A 22,308-nucleotide genomic window follows, 5' to 3' on the forward strand; every position below is an offset into this window, starting at 1 on the left:
AGCACCATCTGTCCCTTTTCAGCAAGAATGATCCTGTCGCCGCCGCCACTCTGGTGATCAAAGATCATCACCTGGTGAATGGTCTGGTTGTCCTTATCTTTCTGCGCTACCTTGATGGTATAACCGGGAATATCTTTATAAAACACGCCGGCCTTGATATTAAAGGCGGGTTTGGAATTGGTAATGTCGTAAAGCAGTGATTTGGCCTGGAGGTTGGCCACCGGGATCACATAGTTGGCAAACAGGAAAGCGAGGAAAGCAATAATAGAGCATACTACCAGCAACGGGCGTATGAAACGTAACAGGGAAATACCGGAAGATTTTAATGCTACCAGCTCAAAGCTCTCTCCCAGGTTACCAAAGGTCATGATAGACGACAGCAGCACTGCGAGCGGCAGGGCCAGCGTTACCAGCGTGGCGCTGGTATAGGCAATGAGCTGGATAATGACACCCGTATCAAGGCCTTTACCCACCAGGTCGTCCACATATTTCCAGAGGAACTGCATTACCAGTACAAATAAGGTAACAAAGAAAGTGGCTACAAAGGGACCCAGAAAGGTTTTTATAATTAGCTTGTCGAGTTTTTTCACTGATAATGCGGTATTAAAAAAATGGAATCCCGATCTTCGTATTCTACTGGTCAGGATACTCCTAAACGGTAAAGTTAGTACGATTTCACAAAGGAGTGTTAAGGAGAACCTGAAAATACCGTTAAAATTATATGGAAAGTTTTGAATTAACGCCGGAAGAAGCAGCCGTTATAGCAAGTACTCATTTTATTCTCCTGAAAAACAGTGCAATAGAAAAGGTGATGGGATTAATGGGTGAACTGCAGGAAGCGCTGGCTGCGTACGACCGTGACAGTGACTTTCCCTTTAAACCGGAATGGTTGCTGCAGGGAGGGAAAATATCGAAGGGAGAACAGTATAAAGGGTTACCCTGGGTAATGCTCGACTATCCGCGTTACTTCAGTAAAACAGGCGTTTTTGCTTTCCGCACCATGTTCTGGTGGGGACATTACTTCAGCGCTACCCTGCACCTGGGCGGCAATGTAAAGCAACATTACGAAGCAGTGCTGGAAAGCAGTTTCACGAAGCTGGCGCAGACCGGATTTCAGGTGTATGTTCAGGAAGATCCCTGGGAGCACGATTTCGAAAATGGAAACTATCGTTTCATAGATACCCTACATTTAGATGAGTGGAAAACGCTGATCAGCCGGAACGATTTTGTTAAAATAGCTAAACCTTTCGTGATCGGTCATTGGGGCAGAATCATAACTGAGGTAGTGGACGCTTATGCTACGCTACTCAATGTACTTGATAAAAAGGCTTAACTGCCTATGCGGTGGAAGAGGTCTTTCACCTGGTATTCCCAGAGCTGACTTTGGTCCTTCACTTCTTTCTTCTCTGCGAAATCTTTTACTACCAGGATAGTTTCATTCGTTACTTCAGAAATTTGTATGCGGAACTCAAAATATTCGTCTTTGGGAGCATGCGTCCAGTGCAGCCGGATGTACTCATCTTCCTCCTGTTCCAGCACTTCCGCTTCTTCAGCAGTACCGTTCCATGAAAAGGAGAAAACATTATCCCTGAAATCAACCCTATCGGCAAACCACTCCTGTAAACCAGCAGGGGTCGATAAGAATTCATACAGGATACCGGGCGAGCACCTTACCGGAAATTCTAACTCATAAAGCACTTTCTTAGACATCTCTCAAATAATTAGTAAATCAATATCATCCAGTTGCAATTATAGAAAATATTTTACTCTGTCAAAATAATTTATGGTTTTTTTTTATAGAATAGATAAAAACTTTAATACGCCTTAATAAAACCATATATATTACATTTATAATAAATATTAAAATGGTGCATGTGATAGCGCCGGCTGCTTCGCCCCCATAGTGGCGAATTTCCGCGACAATTGCAAGCCCTTAATGATCAATCGATTTTATTTGGAAATGATTTAAAAAGAACAGATTTTTTTTGGTCGCTTTCTAAAAAAAGTTATTTTTGTCAGGCATTCATCAAATCTTAACTTTTTATTAACCTGTAACTGTTCCGACTCTATGTCAATGCGCCAACTTAAAATCACTAAATCCATTACCAACAGGGAATCACAATCCCTGGAGAAGTATCTGCAGGAGATTGGGAAAGTGGATTTAATTACGCCGGAAGAAGAGGTAAACCTCGCTATCCGGATCAAGCAGGGCGATCAGAGAGCGTTGGAGAAGCTTACCAAAGCAAACCTCCGCTTTGTGGTATCCGTTGCGAAACAGTACCAGAACCAGGGCCTGTCGCTCAGTGACCTGATCAACGAGGGGAACCTCGGGTTAATTAAAGCTGCTCAACGTTTTGATGAAACGCGCGGTTTTAAATTCATTTCCTATGCCGTTTGGTGGATCCGCCAGTCTATCCTGCAGGCGCTGGCAGAGCAATCCAGGATTGTTCGCCTCCCGCTGAATAAGGTAGGCCTGAGCAACAAGATCAGCAAGGCGTATTCCCAGCTGGAACAGGAATATGAAAGAGAGCCATCTCCCGACGAACTGGCTACCATCCTGGAAATCAATACGGAAGAAGTGGAAGCAACCCTCGGTGTTGCTGCCCGTCACGTATCAATGGATGCGCCGTTTATTGACGGGGAAGACAACTCCCTGCTGGATGTGCTTGAAAATCCCAACGCGGTAAGCGCCGACGAGGAACTGGATCATCACGATTCCCTCCGCCGCGAGATCGAGCGCTCCCTCTCCACGTTAACAGACCGTCAGAAAGATGTGATCATGCTGTACTTCGGCATCGCCGTTGAACACCCCATGTCGCTCGAAGATATCGGCGAAAAATTTGGCCTGACCCGCGAACGCGTACGCCAGATCAAAGACAAAGCCATTACCAAATTAAGAACTACCTCCCGGAGCAAGTTGCTGCGCAACTACCTCGGATAGACCGCGAATGTTGTCTTACTCAGGATGACGGAATTATGCTGATCTCCTGGGTTTTTAGTTGATTTTGTAAAGATTTTTAAAGATTAGCGAAGCATGTTGTGGTAACACCCGCAACGTTCTTCGCTGATTTTTTTTACGCGGATTTTGTCTGACTCAGGATTCCCGGGATTTTACTGATTTATCTGATTGGATCACTTTTGATTTTTAAAGGATTGATAAAAGATTCAGGGAGATATAAACGAGTATCCGCTTATATCTCCCCGAATCAATTTAAATCAAACATTATCCAATCAGATAAATCAGTAAAATCCCGGGAATCCTGAGTCAGACAATTTCCACGTTAATCCGCAAAAAAATATACTTTTGCAGTCCGTTTAAAATACCAACAATGTTTGAATCATTATCAGAGAGACTAGACTCCGCGTTTAAACAGCTTAAAGGGGAAGGCCGGATTTCCGAAATAAATATAGCCTCTACCGTTAAAGAGATCCGTCGTGCATTGGTGGATGCGGATGTGAACTATAAAATAGCGAAGGAATTTACAGATAAAGTAAAGGATAAAGCGCTGGGAGAGAAGGTGTTGACATCTATTTCCCCCGGACAGCTCATGGTGAAGATCGTAAAAGACGAACTGGCCGAACTGATGGGCGGAACAGAAGCCGAATTCGATGTCAAATCCAATCTCTCCATCGTACTGATCGCAGGTTTGCAGGGTTCCGGTAAAACTACCTTTTCCGGTAAGCTCGGTAACTTCCTGAAATCAAAGAAAAATAAGAAACCCCTGCTGGTAGCGGCAGATATTTACCGCCCTGCAGCGATAGACCAGCTGAAAGTACTGGGAGAACAGATAGGAGTGGAGGTTTACAGTGAACCGGAAAATAAAAATGCGGTCCAGATCGCTGAAAATGCCATCAAACACGCCAAAGCCAATAACTTCAACGTTATTATCATCGATACCGCCGGCCGCCTGGCCGTGGATGAGGCCATGATGACAGAAGTAGCCGCTGTGAAAGCCGCTGTGAAGCCACAGGAAATCCTTTTCGTGGTAGATTCCATGACCGGCCAGGATGCGGTAAACACCGCCAAAGCCTTCAACGAACGCCTCGACTTTACCGGGGTAGTGCTTACCAAACTGGACGGCGATACCCGCGGCGGTGCTGCACTTACCATCAAATACTCGGTGGAAAAACCCATCAAGTTCGTAAGTATGGGCGAAAAACTCGATACACTCGATGTTTTCTACCCTGAACGTATGGCACAGCGTATCCTCGGGATGGGTGATATCACCACCCTCGTGGAACGGGCCCAGGCGCAGTTCAACGAGGAACAGGCCAAAAAGCTCGAAAAGAAGATCCGCCAGAACCAGTTCGATTTCGACGATTTCAAGGAACAACTCCAGCAGATCAAGAAAATGGGTAACCTGAAAGACCTGATGGGCATGATCCCGGGTGTTGGAAAAGCAGTGAAAGACCTGGACATCAGCGATGATGCTTTTAAGGGCATTGAAGCCATGATCAACTCCATGACGAAGGCTGAACGGGCCGACCCGGATATGATCGATGGAAGCCGCCGCAAACGCATTGCAAAGGGCGCCGGGAAAACCATACAGGACGTAAACCAGTTCATGAAGCAGTTTGAGCAAATGCGCCAGATGATGAAAATGATGAATAAATTTGGCGGCGGTGGCAAGGGTTTGAAAGGAATGGTGAGATAAACCGATCAGATTGACATAAATATATTTTGCAAATATCAACTTACTGATTACATTTGCATCCCTAATTAAACAATATTTCCTAACTCGCAAAAAATAACTCGACTTATTTATGCCAGTAAAAATCAGACTGCAGAGACATGGCGCGAAAAAAAGGCCCTTCTATTTTATCGTAGTAGCCGACGCCCGCGCACCAAGGGATGGTAAATTCATCCAGAAAATTGGTACCTACAATCCTTTAACAGTTCCGGCTTCCATCAACATTGATACCGAAAAGGCATTACGTTGGTTGCAGAAAGGTGCACAACCTACCGACACTGTTAGAAGAATCTTGTCATTCAAAGGTGTATTGTATTTGAAACACCTGTTAAGAGGTGTTACTTTGAACCTGTTCGACGAACCTACTGCTTACCAGAAGTTCGCTCAATGGCAGGCTGAACACGAACAAAAAGTATCTGCCCGCCGCGACGGTCACAAGAAAGCAAGAGTTGCTGCGCCTATCGTAAGAAAGGTAGAAGACACTCCGGCTGCTCCTGCAACTGAAGCTCCGGCAGCAGAAGAAGGTAACGAAGCATAAAACGGCAACGTTTTAACAATACCTGAAAAAGGAAATATTTGCAGCCGCAAATATTTCCTTTTTTAATTTTTGTGAACAGCCCGCCGGTAACCAGTCCCGGCCTCACTAAATTATATGAGTAATTATTTTAGCATAGGTAAGCTCGCTTCTGCCCATGGTTTGCAGGGCGACCTGGTGCTAAGGCACAGCCTGGGCAAAAGGTCTGCCCTGAAAGGAGTAACCGTTATATTCCTGGAAGAACGCAGGAACAGCTTTATTCCCTACTTTGTTCAGCAGGTATCTGTAAAAGACAGCGAGAGTGTATATATCAAACTGGAAGGAATAGATACAAAAGAAGCCGCACACAAACTGATGCCGGCACAGGTATACCTGCAGGAAGAAGACTTTAAACAGCAAACCGCCTCCTCCGCCCCCCTGGCTTTACTGGGATTTATGGCGGAAGACCAGCAGTATGGCCCCCTTGGCACCGTGGAAGAAGTGATTGAAATGCCTATGCAGGTGCTCATAAAAGTATTCATAAAGGGGAAGGAAGCACTGCTGCCGGTGAATGAACAATCACTGGTAAAAATAGACAGGAAAAAACAGACCGTATTCCTTAACCTGCCGGATGGCCTGATTGAATTATACACCGGTTAAGCTACCTGATAATCATGCGAATAGATATAATAACCGTATTGCCGGAACTGCTCGAAAGCCCGCTGTCACATTCTATCATGAAAAGGGCACAGGCCAAAGGATTGCTGGAAATACACGTGCATCCGCTCAGGCAGTATTCCAACCTGAAACACAGCCAGGTCGACGATTACCAGTTTGGCGGTGGCGCAGGCATGGTAATGATGCTGGAGCCCATTGTAAATGCTATTGAGTCGCTCCAGGCAAAAGTGCAGTACGATGAGGTGATTTACCTCACCCCCGACGGTGAAACGCTGAACCAGAAAATGGCCAACCAGTTATCGCTGAAAGGGAACCTGCTCCTGCTCTGCGGCCACTATAAGGGTATTGATCAGCGTATCCGCGATCACTTTATCACAAAGGAGATTTCCATTGGCGACTATGTGCTGAGCGGAGGAGAGCTGGGCGCTGCCGTACTGGTAGACGCCATCGGCCGCCTGTTGCCAGGTGTGCTGAATAATGAAACCAGCGCCCTTACAGACTCCTTCCAGGATAATTTACTGGCGCCCCCGGTATATACCCGCCCGGAAGAGTTCCGCGGCTGGAAGGTACCGGAAATCCTCCTCAGCGGCGATCACAAGAAAATTGAGGAATGGCGGCACCAGGAATCAATAGAAAGAACAAAACAACGCAGGCCCGACCTGTTATAACTGAATGATATATAGGTCATATAGATCGCTTTACTATTTGAAAGAGATAATTTCTTGGTTTTTAATTTGGTAAATGCTATTTCTTGACTTACTTTTGCACTCCCATAAATATTTGAAAGATGAACGCAATTTCGTTTGTTCACGAACAACTGACAGCTAACAAACAGTACCCGAAGTTTAAAGCAGGCGACAACGTCACTGTCAACTATAAAATCGTGGAAGGTAATAAAGAAAGGATCCAGTCCTTTAAAGGTGATGTGTTGAAAATCCAGGGTACAGGATCAACAATGTCTTTCACTGTTAGAAAAATTTCTGATGGCATTGGTGTGGAAAGACTGTTTCCGCTTTACTCTCCTCATATCGATGGTATCGTGTTGAACAAGGTGGGTAAGGTAAGAAGAGCTAAGCTTTACTACCTGCGCGAACGTGCTGGTAAGAAAGCCCGTATCAAAGAAAAAAGGGTTTAGTATACATACAGGGAAATTTGTTAAAAGCGGGACCATCACCGGTGCCGCTTTTTTCGTGTGCTTAAAATGGTATTAAAACTACAGCAGGATAGCCTGTAAACGGTAAAAAAGCCGATTATATCTGCTATCTTTGTTGACTGAACTTATAAATACTTGAGAAGATGACTGCTGTTTTTTTTAAATCATCATTTTTGATCCTTCAGGATATTGGTATGTCTGAACTGTTGCTGATTGCCGTAGTGGTACTGCTGCTTTTCGGAGGAAAAAAGATCCCCGAATTAATGCGTGGCCTCGGTAAAGGTATCCGCGAGTTCAACGACGCAAAGAACAATGTGCGCCAGGAAATCGAAGAAGGAATGAGGGAAAAACCTGTTCAGGCAGCGCCAGCTACTACAGATGCACCTCATACCAGCACTGAAGACGCAACACTGCCCAAAGCATAAACTGTAGCCAACTCCCTGGGGAGTTATCCTGATTAATTTTAATTTTAACTGGTTTAGTCTTGTCTGAATTCAGCAGTATAATCACTTTCCATAAAGCATTATACGCCGGCAGCACAAGCTGTACGGAGAGAGTACGCTATTACCTCAACCGTATAGCTCAGTTAAAACATTTGAATGCCTTCCTGGAAGTGTATGAAGAGGAAGCCCTGGAAAAAGCACGCGAGCTTGATACCCGACTTAAAAACGGGGAAAGGCTGGGCGCGCTTGCAGGCGTGGTGGTAGGCATTAAAGATGTGATCTGCTATAAAGGCCATAATGTAAGTGCCGCTTCCCATATACTGGAAGGGTTTAATTCCCTGTTTTCTGCCACTGCTGTTGAAAGACTGCTGGCGGAAGATGCCATTATCATCGGTAATCTCAACTGCGATGAATTCGCAATGGGATCAACCAACGAGAACTCTGCCTATGGCCCCACCCTGAACGCACTGGATAATACCCGCGTTCCCGGTGGCTCTTCCGGCGGCTCAGCCGTTGCTGTACAGGCCGATCTTTGTCAGGTAAGCCTCGGCAGTGATACCGGCGGCTCCGTTCGCCAGCCGGCAGACTTCTGCGGAATCGTTGGCCTGAAACCCACCTATGGCCGGATCTCACGCTACGGGCTCATCGCTTATGCGTCTTCCTTTGACCAGATTGGCATTTTTGGCAAGGATATTGCCGATGTGGCGGCTGTTCTACAGGTAATTGCTGGTCCGGATGAGTTCGACAGTACCGCATCCCAGAAAGAAGTACCGGATTATAAAGCGCTCCTGGAAGACAATAAAACATTCAAATTTGCGTATTTAAGGGATGCACAGTACCACGAGGGACTGGACGCAGAAATGAAGAACGGCTATATTGATTTCTTTGAAAATTTACAATCCCTCGGTCATACGGTATCAGGAAAAAGTTTTGAATACCTTGACCATGTAGTGCCGGCATATTATGTACTCACTACAGCAGAAGCCTCCTCTAATTTATCCCGTTATGATGGGGTAAAATTTGGACACAGAACCTCCCAAAAAAACCTGGATCTGACAGAATTTTACAAAAAAAGTAGATCAGAAGGGTTCGGAAAAGAGGTAAAACGTCGTATATTACTGGGGACTTTTGTGCTGAGTGCAGGCTATTATGACGCCTACTATACTAAGGCACAACAGGTTAGGCGTCTTGTAACCGAAAAACTCAACGATATATTAGAAGAATACGACGCCATTTTAATGCCAACTGTGCCAACCACAGCATTTAAACTAGGGGAGAAAACAGACGACCCTATTGCCATGTACCTGGCTGATATTTATACAGTACTGGCAAATCTGGCAGGGGTTCCGGCCATATCCGTTCCCTTGTACCGGCATTCAAACGGAATGCCATATGGTGTACAGATCATCACAAAGAAGTTTAGCGAAGCAAACTTGTTACACATAGCGCATCAGTTGATGGCTAAGGAACAGGTTACTGTTGTTTAAAATAAATTGTATGAGAAAAATCTTTTTACTACTGCTGTTGCCAGCAACAAGTTTAGTGAGTGTGAGTGCAATGGGAGGCAATAGCAATCCTAAAGAGATGGCGTATCCGCCGGTATTTTCCCCGGATACCTCTGTAGTAAAGCTGAATCACAAGGTACGCTTACCAAAAGATACAGCTGTACTGCCATCACCAACATCCGTGGCAGTGAAAAAAGCCGCTCAAAGCCTGCCTAATACCATTCGCAGCGCGAAGGTGTATGAACAGATCAACAATAACCTGGTTGCCGGTTACGTGAGTAACTATGCCACCCGGTATAGCCAGCATCTGCAAATCATGATCGATAAAGGACAACCTTATTTCAATATGATTGAAAAGGTGTTCCGCGATAATGGTATCCCGGAGGAAATGAAATACCTCGCCGTCATCGAATCCAGCTTTAATACCAATGCCCGTTCAAGGGTAGGTGCAGTAGGCGCCTGGCAGTTTATGGCAGGAACCGCCCGCATTTTTGGTTTAAGCGTAGGTAAGAAAATAGACGAAAGAAAGGATTTCTATAAATCTACCCTGGCTGCCGCCCAGTTCCTCAACCAGTTGTATGCACAGTTCGACGACTGGTTACTGGTAGTAGCTGCTTATAACTGCGGCGCAGGTGGCGTACAACGCGCTATCAAAGCCAGCGGACGTACCGATTTCTGGGGCATGCAATATTTCCTGCCGGCAGAATCACGTAATCATGTGTATAAATTCATCGCTACCGGTTATATTCTCGACAGGTTCAATAACTTCTTTGGTGTAAGCGACGATAACTCCATCACCGTAAACGTACCTGTAGCAGATAACCTTTCCGCCCCTGTTGCAAGAGGCCCGTTAACAGAAGATGAAATTTTCAGCACGGTTGAAATCAATGTAACCGGCAAATACCGCCTGGAAGCCATTGCAAAGAAACTGGACATGAACCTGGCCGAGTTGGACCGTTTCAACCCGGGCTTTGCCAAAGCAATGGCCAGTGCCGAAAATAATTACGACCTGCGCATCCCAAAAGAAAAGATGAAGCAGTTCATGGCAGAAAAAGACGAAATGCTGAAAGAATCAGTACAGATGACACTGGACGATAAAGCAGTGGGTGTGGATAAATCCAAATTCCCGCCACCGGTGAAAATGGCTGATAAGAGCGCTGCTGCAAAGAAAACCACTACTACCAGCGCCAAAAAGCATTATACTTCCAAAAAGCACCATTATACTGCTAAGAAGAAGACTGCTGCTAAGAAAAGAACTACCAAAAAATAATCACCCCCAAGGGTATACGAAATAAAAAAGAGACCGCTGATCATCAGCGGTCTCTTTTTTTAATGATATCTCAGGTAGTGAGCAAGCCCCTCCGTTTTTCACTGAGAGCGACCAGGTCGAGCAACGGCCCCGTCATAAAGGTGGTAGCCAGCGCCATCAATACCAGCATAGCAAATATTTCCGGGGATAAAATGCCAAGATCAAACCCTATATTCAATACCACCAGCTCCATGAGCCCGCGGGTATTCATCAATGCTCCTATGGAAACAGACTGTCGCCAGCTCTGGCCCATTAACCGCGCTGTAATAGTGCTGCCGCCAAGTTTCCCCGCTACCGCTACCAACATGATCATTCCGGCTACTATCCACAGATCTCCCTGGTTCAGCAACCCGATATGTGTTCTTAAACCGGTAAATACAAAAAATATAGGCAGTAACAGCAGCACGCTTACATCTTCCAGTCTATCTGTCAGCAATTGCCTGATAGGAGTATCATGAGGCATGATCACTCCTGCAAGGAAAGCGCCAAACAAAGCGTGTATACCAATCACTTCCGCTATCCAGGCAGATATCAGCAGGATGAAGAATACCAGCGATACCGCTGCCTTCTGGTTGCCTTTCGCCATCTGCAGCTGTATAACCCGGTTCATCCAGGGCCTCACCAGCACCAGCATCACGGTTACAAATACAATCGCCAGCAAAATGGTGGCCAATGCACTGATAATGCCGCCTGCATTTACGATGGCTACCACCACGGCCAGGATGCACCATGCGGTAACATCATCTGCTGCTGCGCAGGTAATGGCCATAATGCCAAGAGGGGTATGGGTCAGTTTGCGTTCCTGTACAATGCGTGCCAGCACCGGGAAAGCGGTGATACTCATTGCAATGCCCATAAACAATGCGAAAGATAAAAAGCTCACATTGGCAGGCGCAAAGCGGGTGAAGAGGAAATAGGCCAGCCAAACGCCAAGGAAAAACGGAATGATAATACTTGCATGACTGATCATTACGGCATCGTGCGCTTTATTCCTGATTTTACTCAGATCAAGCTCCATCCCTACAATAAACATAAAGAAGGCAAGCCCTATCTGGCTAAGGAATTGCAGGCTTTTCAACGATTCTGCCGGGAATAAAAAGCCGGAAAAAGAAGGGGCTACCCAACCCAGCAGGGAAGGGCCCAGTAATACACCGGCAATGATTTCACCTACTACTGCAGGCTGCCTCAGCTTATTGGCCAGGATCCCGAATGCGCGTGCAGCCAGCATGATCAGGATGATTTGCAGCAACAACAACCCCAGCGGGTGCTTCAGGTTGTCGAGATAGCGCCACCAGCTGTCAGCCACCGTACCCACCGCTGTTGGCGCAGGCTGAACAACAGCATGCGTGGTCATCGGCAGTGATTGCCCCTTCTGCAGTATCAGCCAGATCAGGGCCCCGAAAACGCCAATGATTGCCGGGTACCATAAAAAGCGTTTATTCATGACAGGAAATATGAATGGTTAACTGCAAGATATAAAAAAGCAAAAAGCTATTACAGGGATGGCCCGCTGTGGCAGTTAAATCTTCGCACGCGATAGCCGCTGTAATAGCTTTTTTAATAAATATCAGCTGGTTGCTTAACCGATAGCTGCAATACCAGGCAGTTCTTTTCCTTCAAAGAACTCCAGTAATGCGCCACCACCGGTAGAAACATAACTTACTTTATCTGCAATGCCAAACTGGTTTACAGCAGCAACGGAGTCGCCGCCGCCTACCAGGGAAAACGCGCCCTGGGCAGTGGCTGTTACAATGGCTTCAGCTACGCCTTTGGTACCTGACTGGAATGCAGCCATTTCAAATACGCCCATAGGTCCGTTCCATAAAATAGTTTTGGAAGCGGCAATGGTTTCTCCAAAAAGCGCTACAGACTTAGGTCCTATGTCCAGGCCCATCCATCCCGCGGGGATATTGTCGTTGGAAACCACCTGTGTATTGGCATCAGCGGCGAATTTATCTGCAGCCACAGAGTCTACAGGCAGCAACAATTGCACGCCCTTTTCTTTGGCTTTGGCCACCAGTTCATTGGCCAGGTCCAGTTTATCATTTTCGCAGAGGGAGCTACCGATTTCCTTGCCCTGGGCTTTCAGGAAAGTGTAAGCCATACCACCGCCAATGATCAGGTTATTGGCACGGTCCATCAGGGTTTCGATGATCAGGATCTTATCGCTCACTTTAGCGCCGCCCAGTATAGCGGTAAACGGAGAGGCGGCATCGTTGAGCACCTTCTGTGCGCTGTTTACTTCCGCTTCCATCAGCAAACCGAACATACGGTTTTCAGGAGCAAAATATTGTGCGATTACGGCGGTAGAAGCGTGGGCGCGGTGGGCCGTACCAAAAGCGTCGTTTACATAAACATCGCCCAGTTTTGACAGTTGTTCTGCAAATGCAGCGTCGCCTTTTTCTTCCGCTTTATGGAAACGAAGGTTTTCCAGCAGCAATACTTCTCCCATTTGCAGGTCGGCCGCCGCTTTTTCAGCCACAGGGCCAACGCAGTCTTCCGCAAACTTCACGGTAGCGCCGTTCAGTAAGGAAATGAGGTGGTATACCAGGTGTTTTAAGGAATATTTATCGGTAGGACCGTCTTTCGGGCGGCCCAGGTGCGACATGAGGATAACGGCGCCGCCATCTTTCAGGATTTTCTGGATAGTAGGCACGGCAGCGCGCATGCGGGTATCATCGGTGATTTCGAACTTATCGTTCAGGGGAACGTTGAAATCCACGCGGATCAAGGCTTTGCGGCCATTGAAGTTATAGTCGGAAAATTTACTCATAATGTATCGATTTAAGATAACGGGGAGTGGTAAATTAAAAAACCGCGGTCCAACAGCACAAAGCGGGTATATAGCCGGATAACCTGGCCAATCGCTGCTATGGTGTAGTTCCGCGGAATTAAAGACTCCCGGCCTGCACCGGGAGTACTGTATATAATTATTTGCTGATCAAACCGGCAAAGTACTTCACAGTACGAACCAGCTGAGATACATAGCTCATTTCGTTATCGTACCAGGAAACGGTTTTAACCATCTGGTGATCGCCTACAGTGAGAACCCTGGTTTGAGTGGCATCAAACAGGGAACCGAAATGGATACCGATGATGTCGGAGCTTACAATTTCATCTTCGGTATAACCGAAAGATTCGTTGGAAGCAGCTTTCATAGCAGCGTTCACTTCGTCGGCAGTTACTTTTTTATTGAGAATGGTAGTCAGCTCAGTTAAGGAACCAGTGATGGTAGGAACACGCTGTGCGCTACCATCCAGTTTGCCTTTCAGTTCAGGCAATACCAGGCCGATGGCTTTTGCAGCACCGGTACTGTTAGGTACGATGTTGGCCGCAGCAGCACGTGCACGGCGCAGGTCACCTTTCGGATGAGGAGCATCCAGGGTGTTCTGGTCGTTGGTGTAAGCGTGAACAGTGGTCATTAAACCGGTAGCAATACCGAATTTGTCCTGCAGTACCTTAGCCATAGGAGCCAGGCAGTTAGTGGTGCAGGAAGCGCAGGAGATAACAGTTTCGCTGCCATCCAGGATTTCGTGGTTAACGTTGAAAACGATCGTTTTCAGATCACCGGTAGCCGGAGCGGAAATAACAACACGTTTAGCGCCTGCGGTCAGGTGGGCTGAAGCTTTATCCTTGTCAGCAAAGAATCCTGTACATTCGATCACCACATCAATGTCGTGCTCTTTCCAGGGAATTTGAGACGGATCTCTCTGTGCATATATTTTCACATCTTCACCGTTCACATTGATTGCGTTTTCAGAATGCTTAACGTCTGCATCGAATCTACCCTGTGCTGAATCATATTTCAGCAAATGCGCCAGCACATTGGGGCTGGTGAGGTCATTGATAGCTACCACATCAATGCCGGGCATTTTGTAAATCTGGCGGTATACCAAACGGCCGATACGACCGAAACCATTAATACCAATTTTGAGAGTAGTTCCCATTTTACATCGTGATTTGAGTATGAAAAAATCGAGAGCGAATTTACAATCAATACCCTTATTAATCAATATAATTTTAGGTTATGAAAATATTTTTTGGAAATATCAAATAAGATCCTACTTTTGCAATCCCAAAATGATGCGCCGCGTTGGTCAAGGGGTTAAGACGCCTCCCTTTCACGGAGGAGTCACGGGTTCGATTCCCGTACGTGGTACAAGGCAAAAAGCCGTAATAATTTTCCAGGGTTCATCGATTTCGATGAACCCTTATTTTTTGAGCCTCAAGGTATTAGGCTTTAATGTGGGTCATGCGCTACCTATGTGCCAACATATAGTTTATATGGATTAGCGCAACAATAGGTGGCCGGGAATTATCAATTCACTTTTATTAATTCCACCCGGCGGTTTTTTGCTTTGTTTGCTTCATTATCGTTAGCTACCAAAGGTCGTTCGGCTCCAAATCCTTTAGCAGTCAGGCGTGATTTTTCTATTCCGTCTGCAATCAGTGCATTCATTACCGCATTGGCCCTATCGTCCGACAATTTCTTATTATGAGCACCATCGCCGGTATTATCAGTATGGCCTTCAATAAGGATTTTCAAACTTGTTTCCCTTTTTAAAGCAGCAGCAATTTGCTCAACAACTTCTTTGCCCGCTGTGGTAACAGTAGACTTATCAGTATCGAAATTGATATATAAAATGGACTTTCCATTTTCCGTAAGGTCTTTGGCAATTTTATCGGCTGTAACTTTAGTAATGGTTTGCTGGAAACCCTTTTCCTGGAGAATATTTAATTTGCCGGAAGCATTGTTCGCGGAAAATTGGATATAAATATTGCCTTTATCTTTTGAACGGATCACATAAAATTTGATGACTTCGTCGGCATAACCAATATCACCTTCGCCTCCTTTATTAGGATCTTGTTTGTTATAGCGATCGTATTCTTCCTGGGTGATCTCTCCATCGAACACTTTAACAGCCCCAATAGATTGCAGATAATCCTCCAGACTTTTTTCAAAATAACGTTGGGAGAATTCCTCTCCGGTTTCTGCTACTACGTTTGTTTTATATAACTTGCCTTCGACAGGTATCATGATCCCTTTAACAGGAAAAAAGCAAACATCAAAATTCTTTTGTAAAGGTTTATTCTGTTCCTTTAATCCCTTGGGTAAGGTAAAGAAAGGGAAATCACCCAGATTGGCTTCTGAAAATGGAATGTTCTCTATTTTAAAATTAACAGAGGTATCACCAGTGGGCTTTTGAGCGTTATTTGTTTGTTCAGGAATTTCAGTTGAAGTGTCGGCTTTTTCAGGCTGTTTTACTTTTGGGTTACACGAGACAGCCAGGATCACTGTTGCAAATAAAAGGGTTGTTTTCTTCATATTCTTAGAAGTATTGTAATAGTAAAGATAGGTTGTAAAGGTCCTAAAAACAACTTTTAGAGGGGTTACCAGTTAGTTAAAAAGAATTGGTTCCCACTGTAATAACATTTTCTTACCCCCCTTTCCTGTAAAAATCTTAAATTAATAGCAGACTTTGACCATCATCCTCATGAGCCACTACAAACTGGTATCCCTGTTCATCTTATCCCTGTTCTTCTGCTCTCTGGGAAACAGTGCACTGGCACAATCCTCAACAATCAGGAAAGAACAGGGCGATTTGCTTGCTATCAAAGACAGTGCTGCGTTTGCCGACAAGCTTAATCGCATAGGTATTCTTTTTTATCTGAAAGATGTTGACAGTTGCTTTTATTATGGTACAAAGGCAAAAGCGCTCTCGGCCCGGTTACGATACACCAGGGGCGAAACCGATGCCGATAACGTAATCGCCGCTGCGCTCTATTTTAAAGGGCTTTATAAGGAAGCGCTGGAACTGTTCAGTAAGTGCCTTACTGCGTACCGGGAATTGGGAGATTCCGCCAATGTTGCCCAGGTGCTCTCTAATATGTCAACCGTGTACACTGATATGGCCGACACCGAAAAAGCCGTCAGCTTTGCCCGTCAGGGTTTTGAACTGGGGCAGCAACTGGAGGGCGACAGCATCCAGACCCTGCTCTATCTTAACTATTGTTTAGATCATCCGGAACTGCCGGAAGATACCATCAGGCATTACCTGGCCAAAGCAAGGGCCATTGCAGACAAATATAACGACCGGCCCATGCAGTCGCTGGCCATGCTCATGCTTCCCACCTACATGGTGGCCAATAACCGCAGGCGGGAAGCGCTACCGCTGATCAGGGCTGCACTTGAGCACTCCCGCAGTACCGGAATGGAATACATGGAAATCAGCACACTGATGTTATATGGAGATTGCATGGAGAATATGCCGGATAGCGCATTGGCATACTACACGCTTGCACACAAAATTGCAGAGAAAAATGGCTATAAAAACTTCAACCTGCAATTGCTGGATGTTATCCTGAAAAATACAGAAAAGACTGGTAACAAAGATCAGATCATACGTGTGCAAAAAATGTTGACATCCGCGCTGGCGGCAGACAACAGCAACCTGAAGAAGTTTATCGGCGACTATACCGTTTACAATGCCATCAGGGAAAAAAACGATTTGCTGGAAGCCGGCAACCAGAGCAAACTAGCCAAAATATGGATGCTGGCAGGCATCTGTTTCGCTACTATACTGTTGCTCGCTTTCATTTATTACCAGTACCGGCGATCCCGCCAGAAGAATGAAATTATTTCAGACCAGAACCATCAGTTGCAAAACACACTGGCCGCACTTGAACAAAGCCAGGCAGACAATACCCAGATGCTCAGAGTAGTGGCGCATGACCTCCGTAGCCCCATAGGCGCCATGACGTCTATCGCCAACCTGATGCTGGGCGAAGGACCACGTAACGACAATGACCGCGTGTTGCTGGACCTGCTCAAAACCTCGGGGGAAAATTCCCTCGAGCTGGTGAATGACCTGTTGCTCATGCATACCCGCGCGGAAGAGCTTACAAAGGAGCCTGTAGACATGCACCAGTTACTCCAATATTGTGTGGAGCTACTGCATTTCAAAGCAAAGGAAAAAATGCAACAGATATCCCTGATGGCAGCGCACGTGATTGTTCATGTTAACCGGGAAAAGATCTGGCGCGTGATGAGCAACCTTATTACCAATGCCATCAAGTTCAGCCCCATAGGCGCCCACATCACGGTGCGGCTGGAAGAAAAGGACGGCAAGGTGCAAATCAGCGTGGAGGACCAGGGAATCGGTATACCCGAAGATATTAAAGACAATATCTTCGATATGTTTACCGTGTCCCGAAGGGCAGGTACAGCCGGGGAGCAGTCATTTGGTCTCGGGTTATCCATTTCCCGGCAGATTGTAGAAGCTCATGGTGGCGCTATCTGGTATAAAAGCACTCCCGGCAACGGCAGTACATTCTTTGTTGAACTGGAAGCGGTTTGAATGCCTCGCCAGGCCTTTCTGTGTTGATTGCGCAGCTGTTGTCTCCCTGCAACAGCGAATGCCTCCTATTTATACCCCGGTTCATCTTCTACCAGCCAACTCAGGCTACTTACTATCACCGGTTTTTAATGCCAGTTTTCACGGATAATATTGAATATATTTCAATAATAATATGTATTTTATTTCATGTAAAATATTTATCCCGTATTATTCATTTTGTGCATTTTTTATCACCTTTTCTTCCTGTTCATTTTATTCATTCCTCCCTGGAATCCGCCAGAACACTGATTATTACAATACTTTAGCCATACCGAACCAGAATCCCGATATACTAAGCGACTAAGTATCCTTATGCGAATCCCTTTGCGTGCCTTGTATGCAGTTATCAATTCCCTGTTACCTGGATCTTCCGGACGGATATGGTATGCTACACTGATATGCTTGCTTTATTTCCCCCTTCAGTTACATGCACAAACGGGATGCCCCGCGCCCAAAATAAGAAAGTATGCTTCCGGCCAGAGAACAGCTGCATTACTGGGATGGGTAGACAATGAAACACTGGCAGTAGATGGAGCACCCGCAACCTTCTCTACACTCAATGCACCTGTTCCCCTGCTCGGGCTTACTTTTGCCACACAATACCTCAGTTTCGATGCACAGGTAACCGCCGGTACACCGCTCAGCATAAAGATCATTTATCCCACCAGCCTCCTGGGAGTGGGATCTTCCGCTTTAGTACAGCCTTTCATATATGATAAAGGCGTTGAAAAAGCAGCAGGGATATCCTTTCCTGTGGGCGACCTGTTATCACTCATCAATGGCGCCGGCGATATGGAACTTAACCTCACGCCGAAAGATGCCTCCGGCAACCCTGTAGCCTACGATGGCGTGTGGATAAGGCTTTCCGGCGTAGCCGGGCTGGCGCTGAGCATGAGCGTATACGATGCATGGATCATGCAGGACCCTCCGGGCAATATTAACTGCAACCAGGCTATCGATGTACTGGCAGGTGTTCGTGCCGGTGGTATCAGTCTCCTTAACGCCACCGGTGGCGTAGTAAATAAATGGAATGCCATCGACAATGACCCTTCACTTACTACTTACGCACAACTAAATACCGGCGTACAGGTACTGAGCCAGGTGTTTGAAACCGTGGTATTCAATACGCCGGCAAAAGCAGGTGATTCTGTATACCTCGTATTGCAGGACCCCGGCAGCGCCCTGCTGGATCTCAGCCTGCTTACAGGTTTTACTATACAAGGTTACATGGGAACAACCCCTGTGGGAAGCCCCATTACCAATACAGGCACATTACTTAATCTCCGACTGTTAAGCGGACCGGGAAATAAGTATGTGCTCAGTGCCGCTATCCCCGCGGCTTTCGACCGGATAGATATCCAGATGGGCGGCCTCGTGGGCGCACTCTCTTCCCTGCGCATCTATGATGTAAAAGTAGTAACACCTGCGCCTGCGTATTCACTGACCATCGATGGTAATCTTACTGCTGGTCCTGTTTGCATTAAAGACGCAGGCAAACTGAAGTTCAATATTACCAATGCGGATCCCTGCGCTGTATATAACTGGTACGATACCAACAACACATTGCTGCATACCGGTACCGGTTATACGCCTGCAATTACCAGTGCAGGAAATTATACCTGGTATGTGGAAGCGGTAAGGAACGGGTGCAACGGCGTTGTAAGCAATCGTGTGCCCGTACACGTTATAGTGGAACCACGTCCTGGAAAACCATTGCTCACCATTCAATTAAACCCTTGACATATGAAAATTGCTACTTTCGGAATGCGCCGGCCTTTCCATCCAGTTTTAATGATCCCTGTTTTACGCCATCCCGCTATGAAATACCTGCTGGCAGCGTTTTTATTGCTATGTGCCATCGGGGTTCATGCACAAACCACCACACTCATCAAAACGCCGGCACAATTGTCTGATAACGATGACCCGTCAAAAGGTACTTCTACCTCCACTGGTACTACCTTGTTCTGCACTGATCAATCTGCATTCAGGCTCACTTCCAGTTTAACGGATCCTACTGCTACGGGAACACCAGTACCCTATACCAGCTGGAAGTGGGAGGAGATCGATGAAAACGGTACCCCCGGCCCGCTGCCGGCAACGGCAGTTCCTGATAAGGAAAAACTGAACGTGGCTTCTGCCACACCGGGATGGCATACCTACCAGGTAACTGCTGCCACCGGCGTTTCTGAGTGCCCGGCCGATCCGGTTATTTTCACAGTATACGTATTGCCAAACCTTACCATCAAGGCAGATGTAGATCCTGCAAATAATCCTGATCTCACTTATTGCGCCGCCAATGGTGCGCCAACAGGCCCTAAGGCTATCAACCTGAAAAGCACGGTTACCTTTACTATCCCGCCCCGCAAGATCGCAGGCATGAAAGATTATGCAGTGAGCGATTTTGAATTGAAATATGTGTGGTCTAAAGAAGAAGTAGGTGTGCCTGCCTCAAAAACAGATGTGGGCACAGGCGCTGATTACACGATAGTGGAGCCTGCTGTAACCACGGCAGGTGTGGAGAAAAAGTATAACTACAGCGTGAAAGTAGTGTACACGGTAAAATCATGTGGCGACTATACCGCTATTGCACAATCCGGTGGTCAGAACGCTGTGATCACAGTTACGCCTAAACCAGGTAAACCGGTTATTACTATCCAGTAAAGGATATGGGTAAAAAAATAACTGTTATCATCTTATTCCTCGGCTGGTGGGCGACTTTCGCGTTGGCGCAGTCCCCGCCGGTCAGGTATATCATGCCCGGTCAGCAGGTGAAACTCACAGCTGCCGCCGTCAATGCGCTGCACTACCTGTGGTACCGCGATGGCATGCCCATTGCAGGGGCAACACAGGCGGAGTACATCACCGCCACACCGGGCAGGTATACCGTAGAGGCATATAACGGTAACGACTGTATGTCGGAACTGTCAGATCCGGTTATTATTGCTGAAATAACCGGTAGGGGCCCGGATGCGGATATGCAGATCGGCAAAACCGCCGATAAGGGAACTATTCGTTTGAACACTTCTTTCAACTACTATCTGACAGTGGTCAACAACGGCCCTGCAAATGCTACCGGTATCGTAATAACCGATAAGCTGCCCCGTTACCTGGCAATGGACCTGTTGTCCGTACCTACTACAGGTACTGCCACCTATGAAGCAAATGCTCATACTGTATTATGGAAAATGAATAGCCTGCAAACAGGCGCCACCGCTTCTTTATCTATCAGGGTGAAAGTGCTGGAACCCGGGCTGATCACCAATACGGCCACTGTTACCGCCAATGAAAATGATAACGTATTGCAGAACAATACCAGTACGCATCAGCTGAAAGTATTGGCGCTGCACATTCCTAACGCTATCACCCCTAACGGCGATGGTGTGAATGAAACATTTATTATCGGCGGCTTAGAGCTTTACCCCGAAAATGAACTTACTATCCTCAACAGGTGGGGCAATCATGTATTTGAACAAAAAGGATATACACAAAACTGGAGCGGGAAAGGATTGAATGCAGGCACCTACTTTTATTTACTGCGGGTGAAGGATGAAAACGGCCACTGGCAGGAATTTAAAGGTTATATCACTTTACTGAAGCCATAACCAATTACTATGTGTATAAAGAGATATTTTGTTTTCCTGGTAAGTTTTCTTTGCGGCCTGCAATCTTTGCAGGCGCAACAGGATGCGCAATTCAGCCAGTATATCTTTAACGGCATCTATATAAATCCCGCGTATGCCGGCTACCGGCAGGAACTGAATGCACATGCTTTTTACAGGAACCAGTGGGTAGGCGTTCCAGGCGCGCCGGAAACCATGTCGCTGGCAATTGATGGCAATGTAAATAACGACCGGGTAGGATTGGCACTGCAGGTATCGCACGATAAAATCGGTGCACAGAGCCAGTTGGCAGCTTATGGTAATTATGCATACCGTATACCGCTGGGGGGTGAAACCGGCCGGCTGGCGCTTGGTATAGGCGCTGGTATTGTACAACAGGGGCTCAATCCCAATGAGCTGGAATTCACCAATCCCAATGAGCCTAACCTGGGTGGCGCTGCACAGCACATGTTGCTGTTCGATATTCGCGCGGGCGCTTATTATACTACTGAAAACTGGTTTGTTGGTTTTTCGGCAGATAATCTGACGGCGCAGTACCAGGCAAAAAATAAACCATTGGGTCATTTTATCCCGGCGCCCAAACCACACTTTTATTTCACCGGGGGGGCATTGCTCAGGATGAATGACGACGTATTCCTGAAACCGTCTTTCCTGTTGAAAGACGATAGGGCAGGGCCTACCAGCCTGGATCTGAATATGTTTGTACTACTAAAGGAACTGGTATGGCTAGGTGGTGGATACCGCACCGCAGTAAACCTGTACAACAAACCGGCGCTACAGGCGGGGCTTACCAGGTCGAGCGCGGTAGTAGCAATGGCCGAGGTATTTGTGCTCCCGGAATTGAGGATAGGATATGCATTTGACTATGCGTTAAATAAATATCGCAATTACAACAACGGTACACACGAAATATCTGTTGGATTTTATTTTAAAAAAATGGATGATGCAAGACGTACATCCCTTCGCCAGGTAAGATGTTCCTATTTTTAATTCAGGTA

The 22,308-nt window shown here is 46.5% G+C and carries 20 protein-coding genes, 1 tRNA gene and 1 pseudogene; 16 read left to right on the forward strand and 6 right to left on the reverse strand.

Going from position 1 to position 22,308, the window contains the following annotated elements:
* Nucleotides 1–590 (reverse strand): LptF/LptG family permease (locus VIM72_RS17040; RefSeq protein WP_332004033.1); only part of this gene is annotated, 590 nt, incomplete at its 3' end.
* Nucleotides 591–721: 131 nt separating this feature from the next.
* On the opposite strand from VIM72_RS17040, the gene VIM72_RS17045 reads away from it, so the two are divergent.
* Entirely contained in the window at nt 722–1,333 is a 612-nt protein-coding gene (locus VIM72_RS17045) for a hypothetical protein (RefSeq protein ID WP_332004034.1), read from the forward strand.
* On the opposite strand, the gene VIM72_RS17050 is transcribed toward VIM72_RS17045, so the two are convergent.
* Nucleotides 1,330–1,710 (reverse strand): START-like domain-containing protein, encoded by a 381-nt coding sequence (locus VIM72_RS17050; protein ID WP_142685716.1) that lies wholly within the window; start codon nt 1,708–1,710, stop codon nt 1,330–1,332. The two genes, VIM72_RS17045 and VIM72_RS17050, sit on opposite strands and share 4 nt — an antisense overlap.
* A 364-nt stretch (nt 1,711–2,074) precedes the next feature.
* On the opposite strand from VIM72_RS17050, the gene VIM72_RS17055 reads away from it, so the two are divergent.
* From VIM72_RS17055 to VIM72_RS17095, 9 genes and pseudogenes are all read left to right on the forward strand, one after another.
* On the forward strand, nt 2,075–2,941 hold the full coding sequence (locus VIM72_RS17055; RefSeq protein ID WP_079473598.1) for a sigma-70 family RNA polymerase sigma factor: 867 nt from the start codon (nt 2,075–2,077) through the stop codon (nt 2,939–2,941).
* Nucleotides 2,942–3,329: 388 nt separating this feature from the next.
* Nucleotides 3,330–4,655 carry a signal recognition particle protein gene (gene ffh, locus VIM72_RS17060; RefSeq protein ID WP_332004035.1) on the forward strand — a complete coding sequence of 442 codons (1,326 nt, stop codon included), beginning with the start codon at nt 3,330–3,332 and terminating at the stop codon, nt 4,653–4,655.
* A 109-nt stretch (nt 4,656–4,764) separates the two neighbouring features.
* Nucleotides 4,765–5,016: pseudogene (gene rpsP, locus VIM72_RS32425) on the forward strand (30S ribosomal protein S16); the annotation flags it as partial.
* 327 nt (nt 5,017–5,343) lie between these two features.
* Nucleotides 5,344–5,865 (forward strand): ribosome maturation factor RimM, encoded by a 522-nt coding sequence (gene rimM, locus VIM72_RS17070; RefSeq protein ID WP_332004036.1) that lies wholly within the window; start codon nt 5,344–5,346, stop codon nt 5,863–5,865.
* Nucleotides 5,866–5,879: 14 nt separating this feature from the next.
* Nucleotides 5,880–6,551, forward strand: coding sequence for a tRNA (guanosine(37)-N1)-methyltransferase TrmD (gene trmD, locus VIM72_RS17075; RefSeq protein WP_332004037.1), 672 nt, complete (start codon nt 5,880–5,882; stop codon nt 6,549–6,551).
* A gap of 119 nt (nt 6,552–6,670) precedes the next feature.
* Complete coding sequence (gene rplS / locus VIM72_RS17080) at nt 6,671–7,018, forward strand: 50S ribosomal protein L19 (RefSeq protein ID WP_079473603.1); 348 nt, start codon at nt 6,671–6,673, stop codon at nt 7,016–7,018.
* Nucleotides 7,019–7,209: 191 nt separating this feature from the next.
* Entirely contained in the window at nt 7,210–7,461 is a 252-nt protein-coding gene (locus VIM72_RS17085; protein ID WP_260607465.1) for a Sec-independent protein translocase subunit TatA/TatB, read from the forward strand.
* A 59-nt stretch (nt 7,462–7,520) separates the two neighbouring features.
* Complete coding sequence (gatA, locus tag VIM72_RS17090; RefSeq protein WP_332004038.1) at nt 7,521–8,966, forward strand: Asp-tRNA(Asn)/Glu-tRNA(Gln) amidotransferase subunit GatA; 1,446 nt, start codon at nt 7,521–7,523, stop codon at nt 8,964–8,966.
* 10 nt (nt 8,967–8,976) lie between these two features.
* Nucleotides 8,977–10,254 carry a lytic transglycosylase domain-containing protein gene (locus VIM72_RS17095; RefSeq protein ID WP_332004039.1) on the forward strand — a complete coding sequence of 426 codons (1,278 nt, stop codon included), beginning with the start codon at nt 8,977–8,979 and terminating at the stop codon, nt 10,252–10,254.
* A gap of 70 nt (nt 10,255–10,324) precedes the next feature.
* Here VIM72_RS17095 and VIM72_RS17100 read toward each other — a convergent pair whose 3' ends face one another.
* The 3 genes from VIM72_RS17100 to gap all read right to left on the reverse strand — a co-directional run bounded on the left by VIM72_RS17100 (nt 10,325) and on the right by gap (nt 14,240).
* A complete protein-coding gene (locus VIM72_RS17100; RefSeq protein ID WP_332004040.1) occupies nt 10,325–11,737 on the reverse strand; it encodes a cation:proton antiporter in 1,413 nt (470 codons plus the stop codon).
* A gap of 135 nt (nt 11,738–11,872) precedes the next feature.
* Nucleotides 11,873–13,066 (reverse strand): phosphoglycerate kinase, encoded by a 1,194-nt coding sequence (locus tag VIM72_RS17105; protein ID WP_332004041.1) that lies wholly within the window; start codon nt 13,064–13,066, stop codon nt 11,873–11,875.
* A 157-nt stretch (nt 13,067–13,223) separates the two neighbouring features.
* A complete protein-coding gene (gene gap, locus VIM72_RS17110) occupies nt 13,224–14,240 on the reverse strand; it encodes a type I glyceraldehyde-3-phosphate dehydrogenase (RefSeq protein WP_332004043.1) in 1,017 nt (338 codons plus the stop codon).
* 140 nt (nt 14,241–14,380) lie between these two features.
* Here gap and VIM72_RS17115 point away from each other — a divergent pair.
* Nucleotides 14,381–14,452, forward strand: a tRNA-Glu gene (locus tag VIM72_RS17115).
* Nucleotides 14,453–14,611: 159 nt separating this feature from the next.
* Here VIM72_RS17115 and VIM72_RS17120 read toward each other — a convergent pair.
* Nucleotides 14,612–15,619, reverse strand: a complete 1,008-nt coding sequence (locus tag VIM72_RS17120) for an OmpA family protein (protein ID WP_332004044.1) — start codon at nt 15,617–15,619, stop codon at nt 14,612–14,614.
* A gap of 154 nt (nt 15,620–15,773) precedes the next feature.
* On the opposite strand from VIM72_RS17120, the gene VIM72_RS17125 reads away from it, so the two are divergent.
* The 5 genes from VIM72_RS17125 to VIM72_RS17145 all read left to right on the forward strand — a co-directional run bounded on the left by VIM72_RS17125 (nt 15,774) and on the right by VIM72_RS17145 (nt 22,300).
* Nucleotides 15,774–17,651, forward strand: coding sequence for a tetratricopeptide repeat-containing sensor histidine kinase (locus VIM72_RS17125; RefSeq protein WP_332004045.1), 1,878 nt, complete (start codon nt 15,774–15,776; stop codon nt 17,649–17,651).
* 351 nt (nt 17,652–18,002) lie between these two features.
* Complete coding sequence (locus VIM72_RS17130) at nt 18,003–19,430, forward strand: hypothetical protein (RefSeq protein ID WP_332004046.1); 1,428 nt, start codon at nt 18,003–18,005, stop codon at nt 19,428–19,430.
* A 3-nt stretch (nt 19,431–19,433) separates the two neighbouring features.
* Nucleotides 19,434–20,351 carry a hypothetical protein gene (locus tag VIM72_RS17135; RefSeq protein ID WP_332004047.1) on the forward strand — a complete coding sequence of 306 codons (918 nt, stop codon included), beginning with the start codon at nt 19,434–19,436 and terminating at the stop codon, nt 20,349–20,351.
* Between the two features lie 5 nt (nt 20,352–20,356).
* Nucleotides 20,357–21,292 carry a gliding motility-associated C-terminal domain-containing protein gene (locus tag VIM72_RS17140; RefSeq protein ID WP_332004048.1) on the forward strand — a complete coding sequence of 312 codons (936 nt, stop codon included), beginning with the start codon at nt 20,357–20,359 and terminating at the stop codon, nt 21,290–21,292.
* A 9-nt stretch (nt 21,293–21,301) separates the two neighbouring features.
* A complete protein-coding gene (locus tag VIM72_RS17145; protein ID WP_332004049.1) occupies nt 21,302–22,300 on the forward strand; it encodes a type IX secretion system membrane protein PorP/SprF in 999 nt (332 codons plus the stop codon).
* Nucleotides 22,301–22,308 lie beyond the last annotated feature (8 nt).

This window comes from Chitinophaga sp., assembly GCF_036569185.1.
GTDB lineage: Bacteria > Bacteroidota > Bacteroidia > Chitinophagales > Chitinophagaceae > Chitinophaga.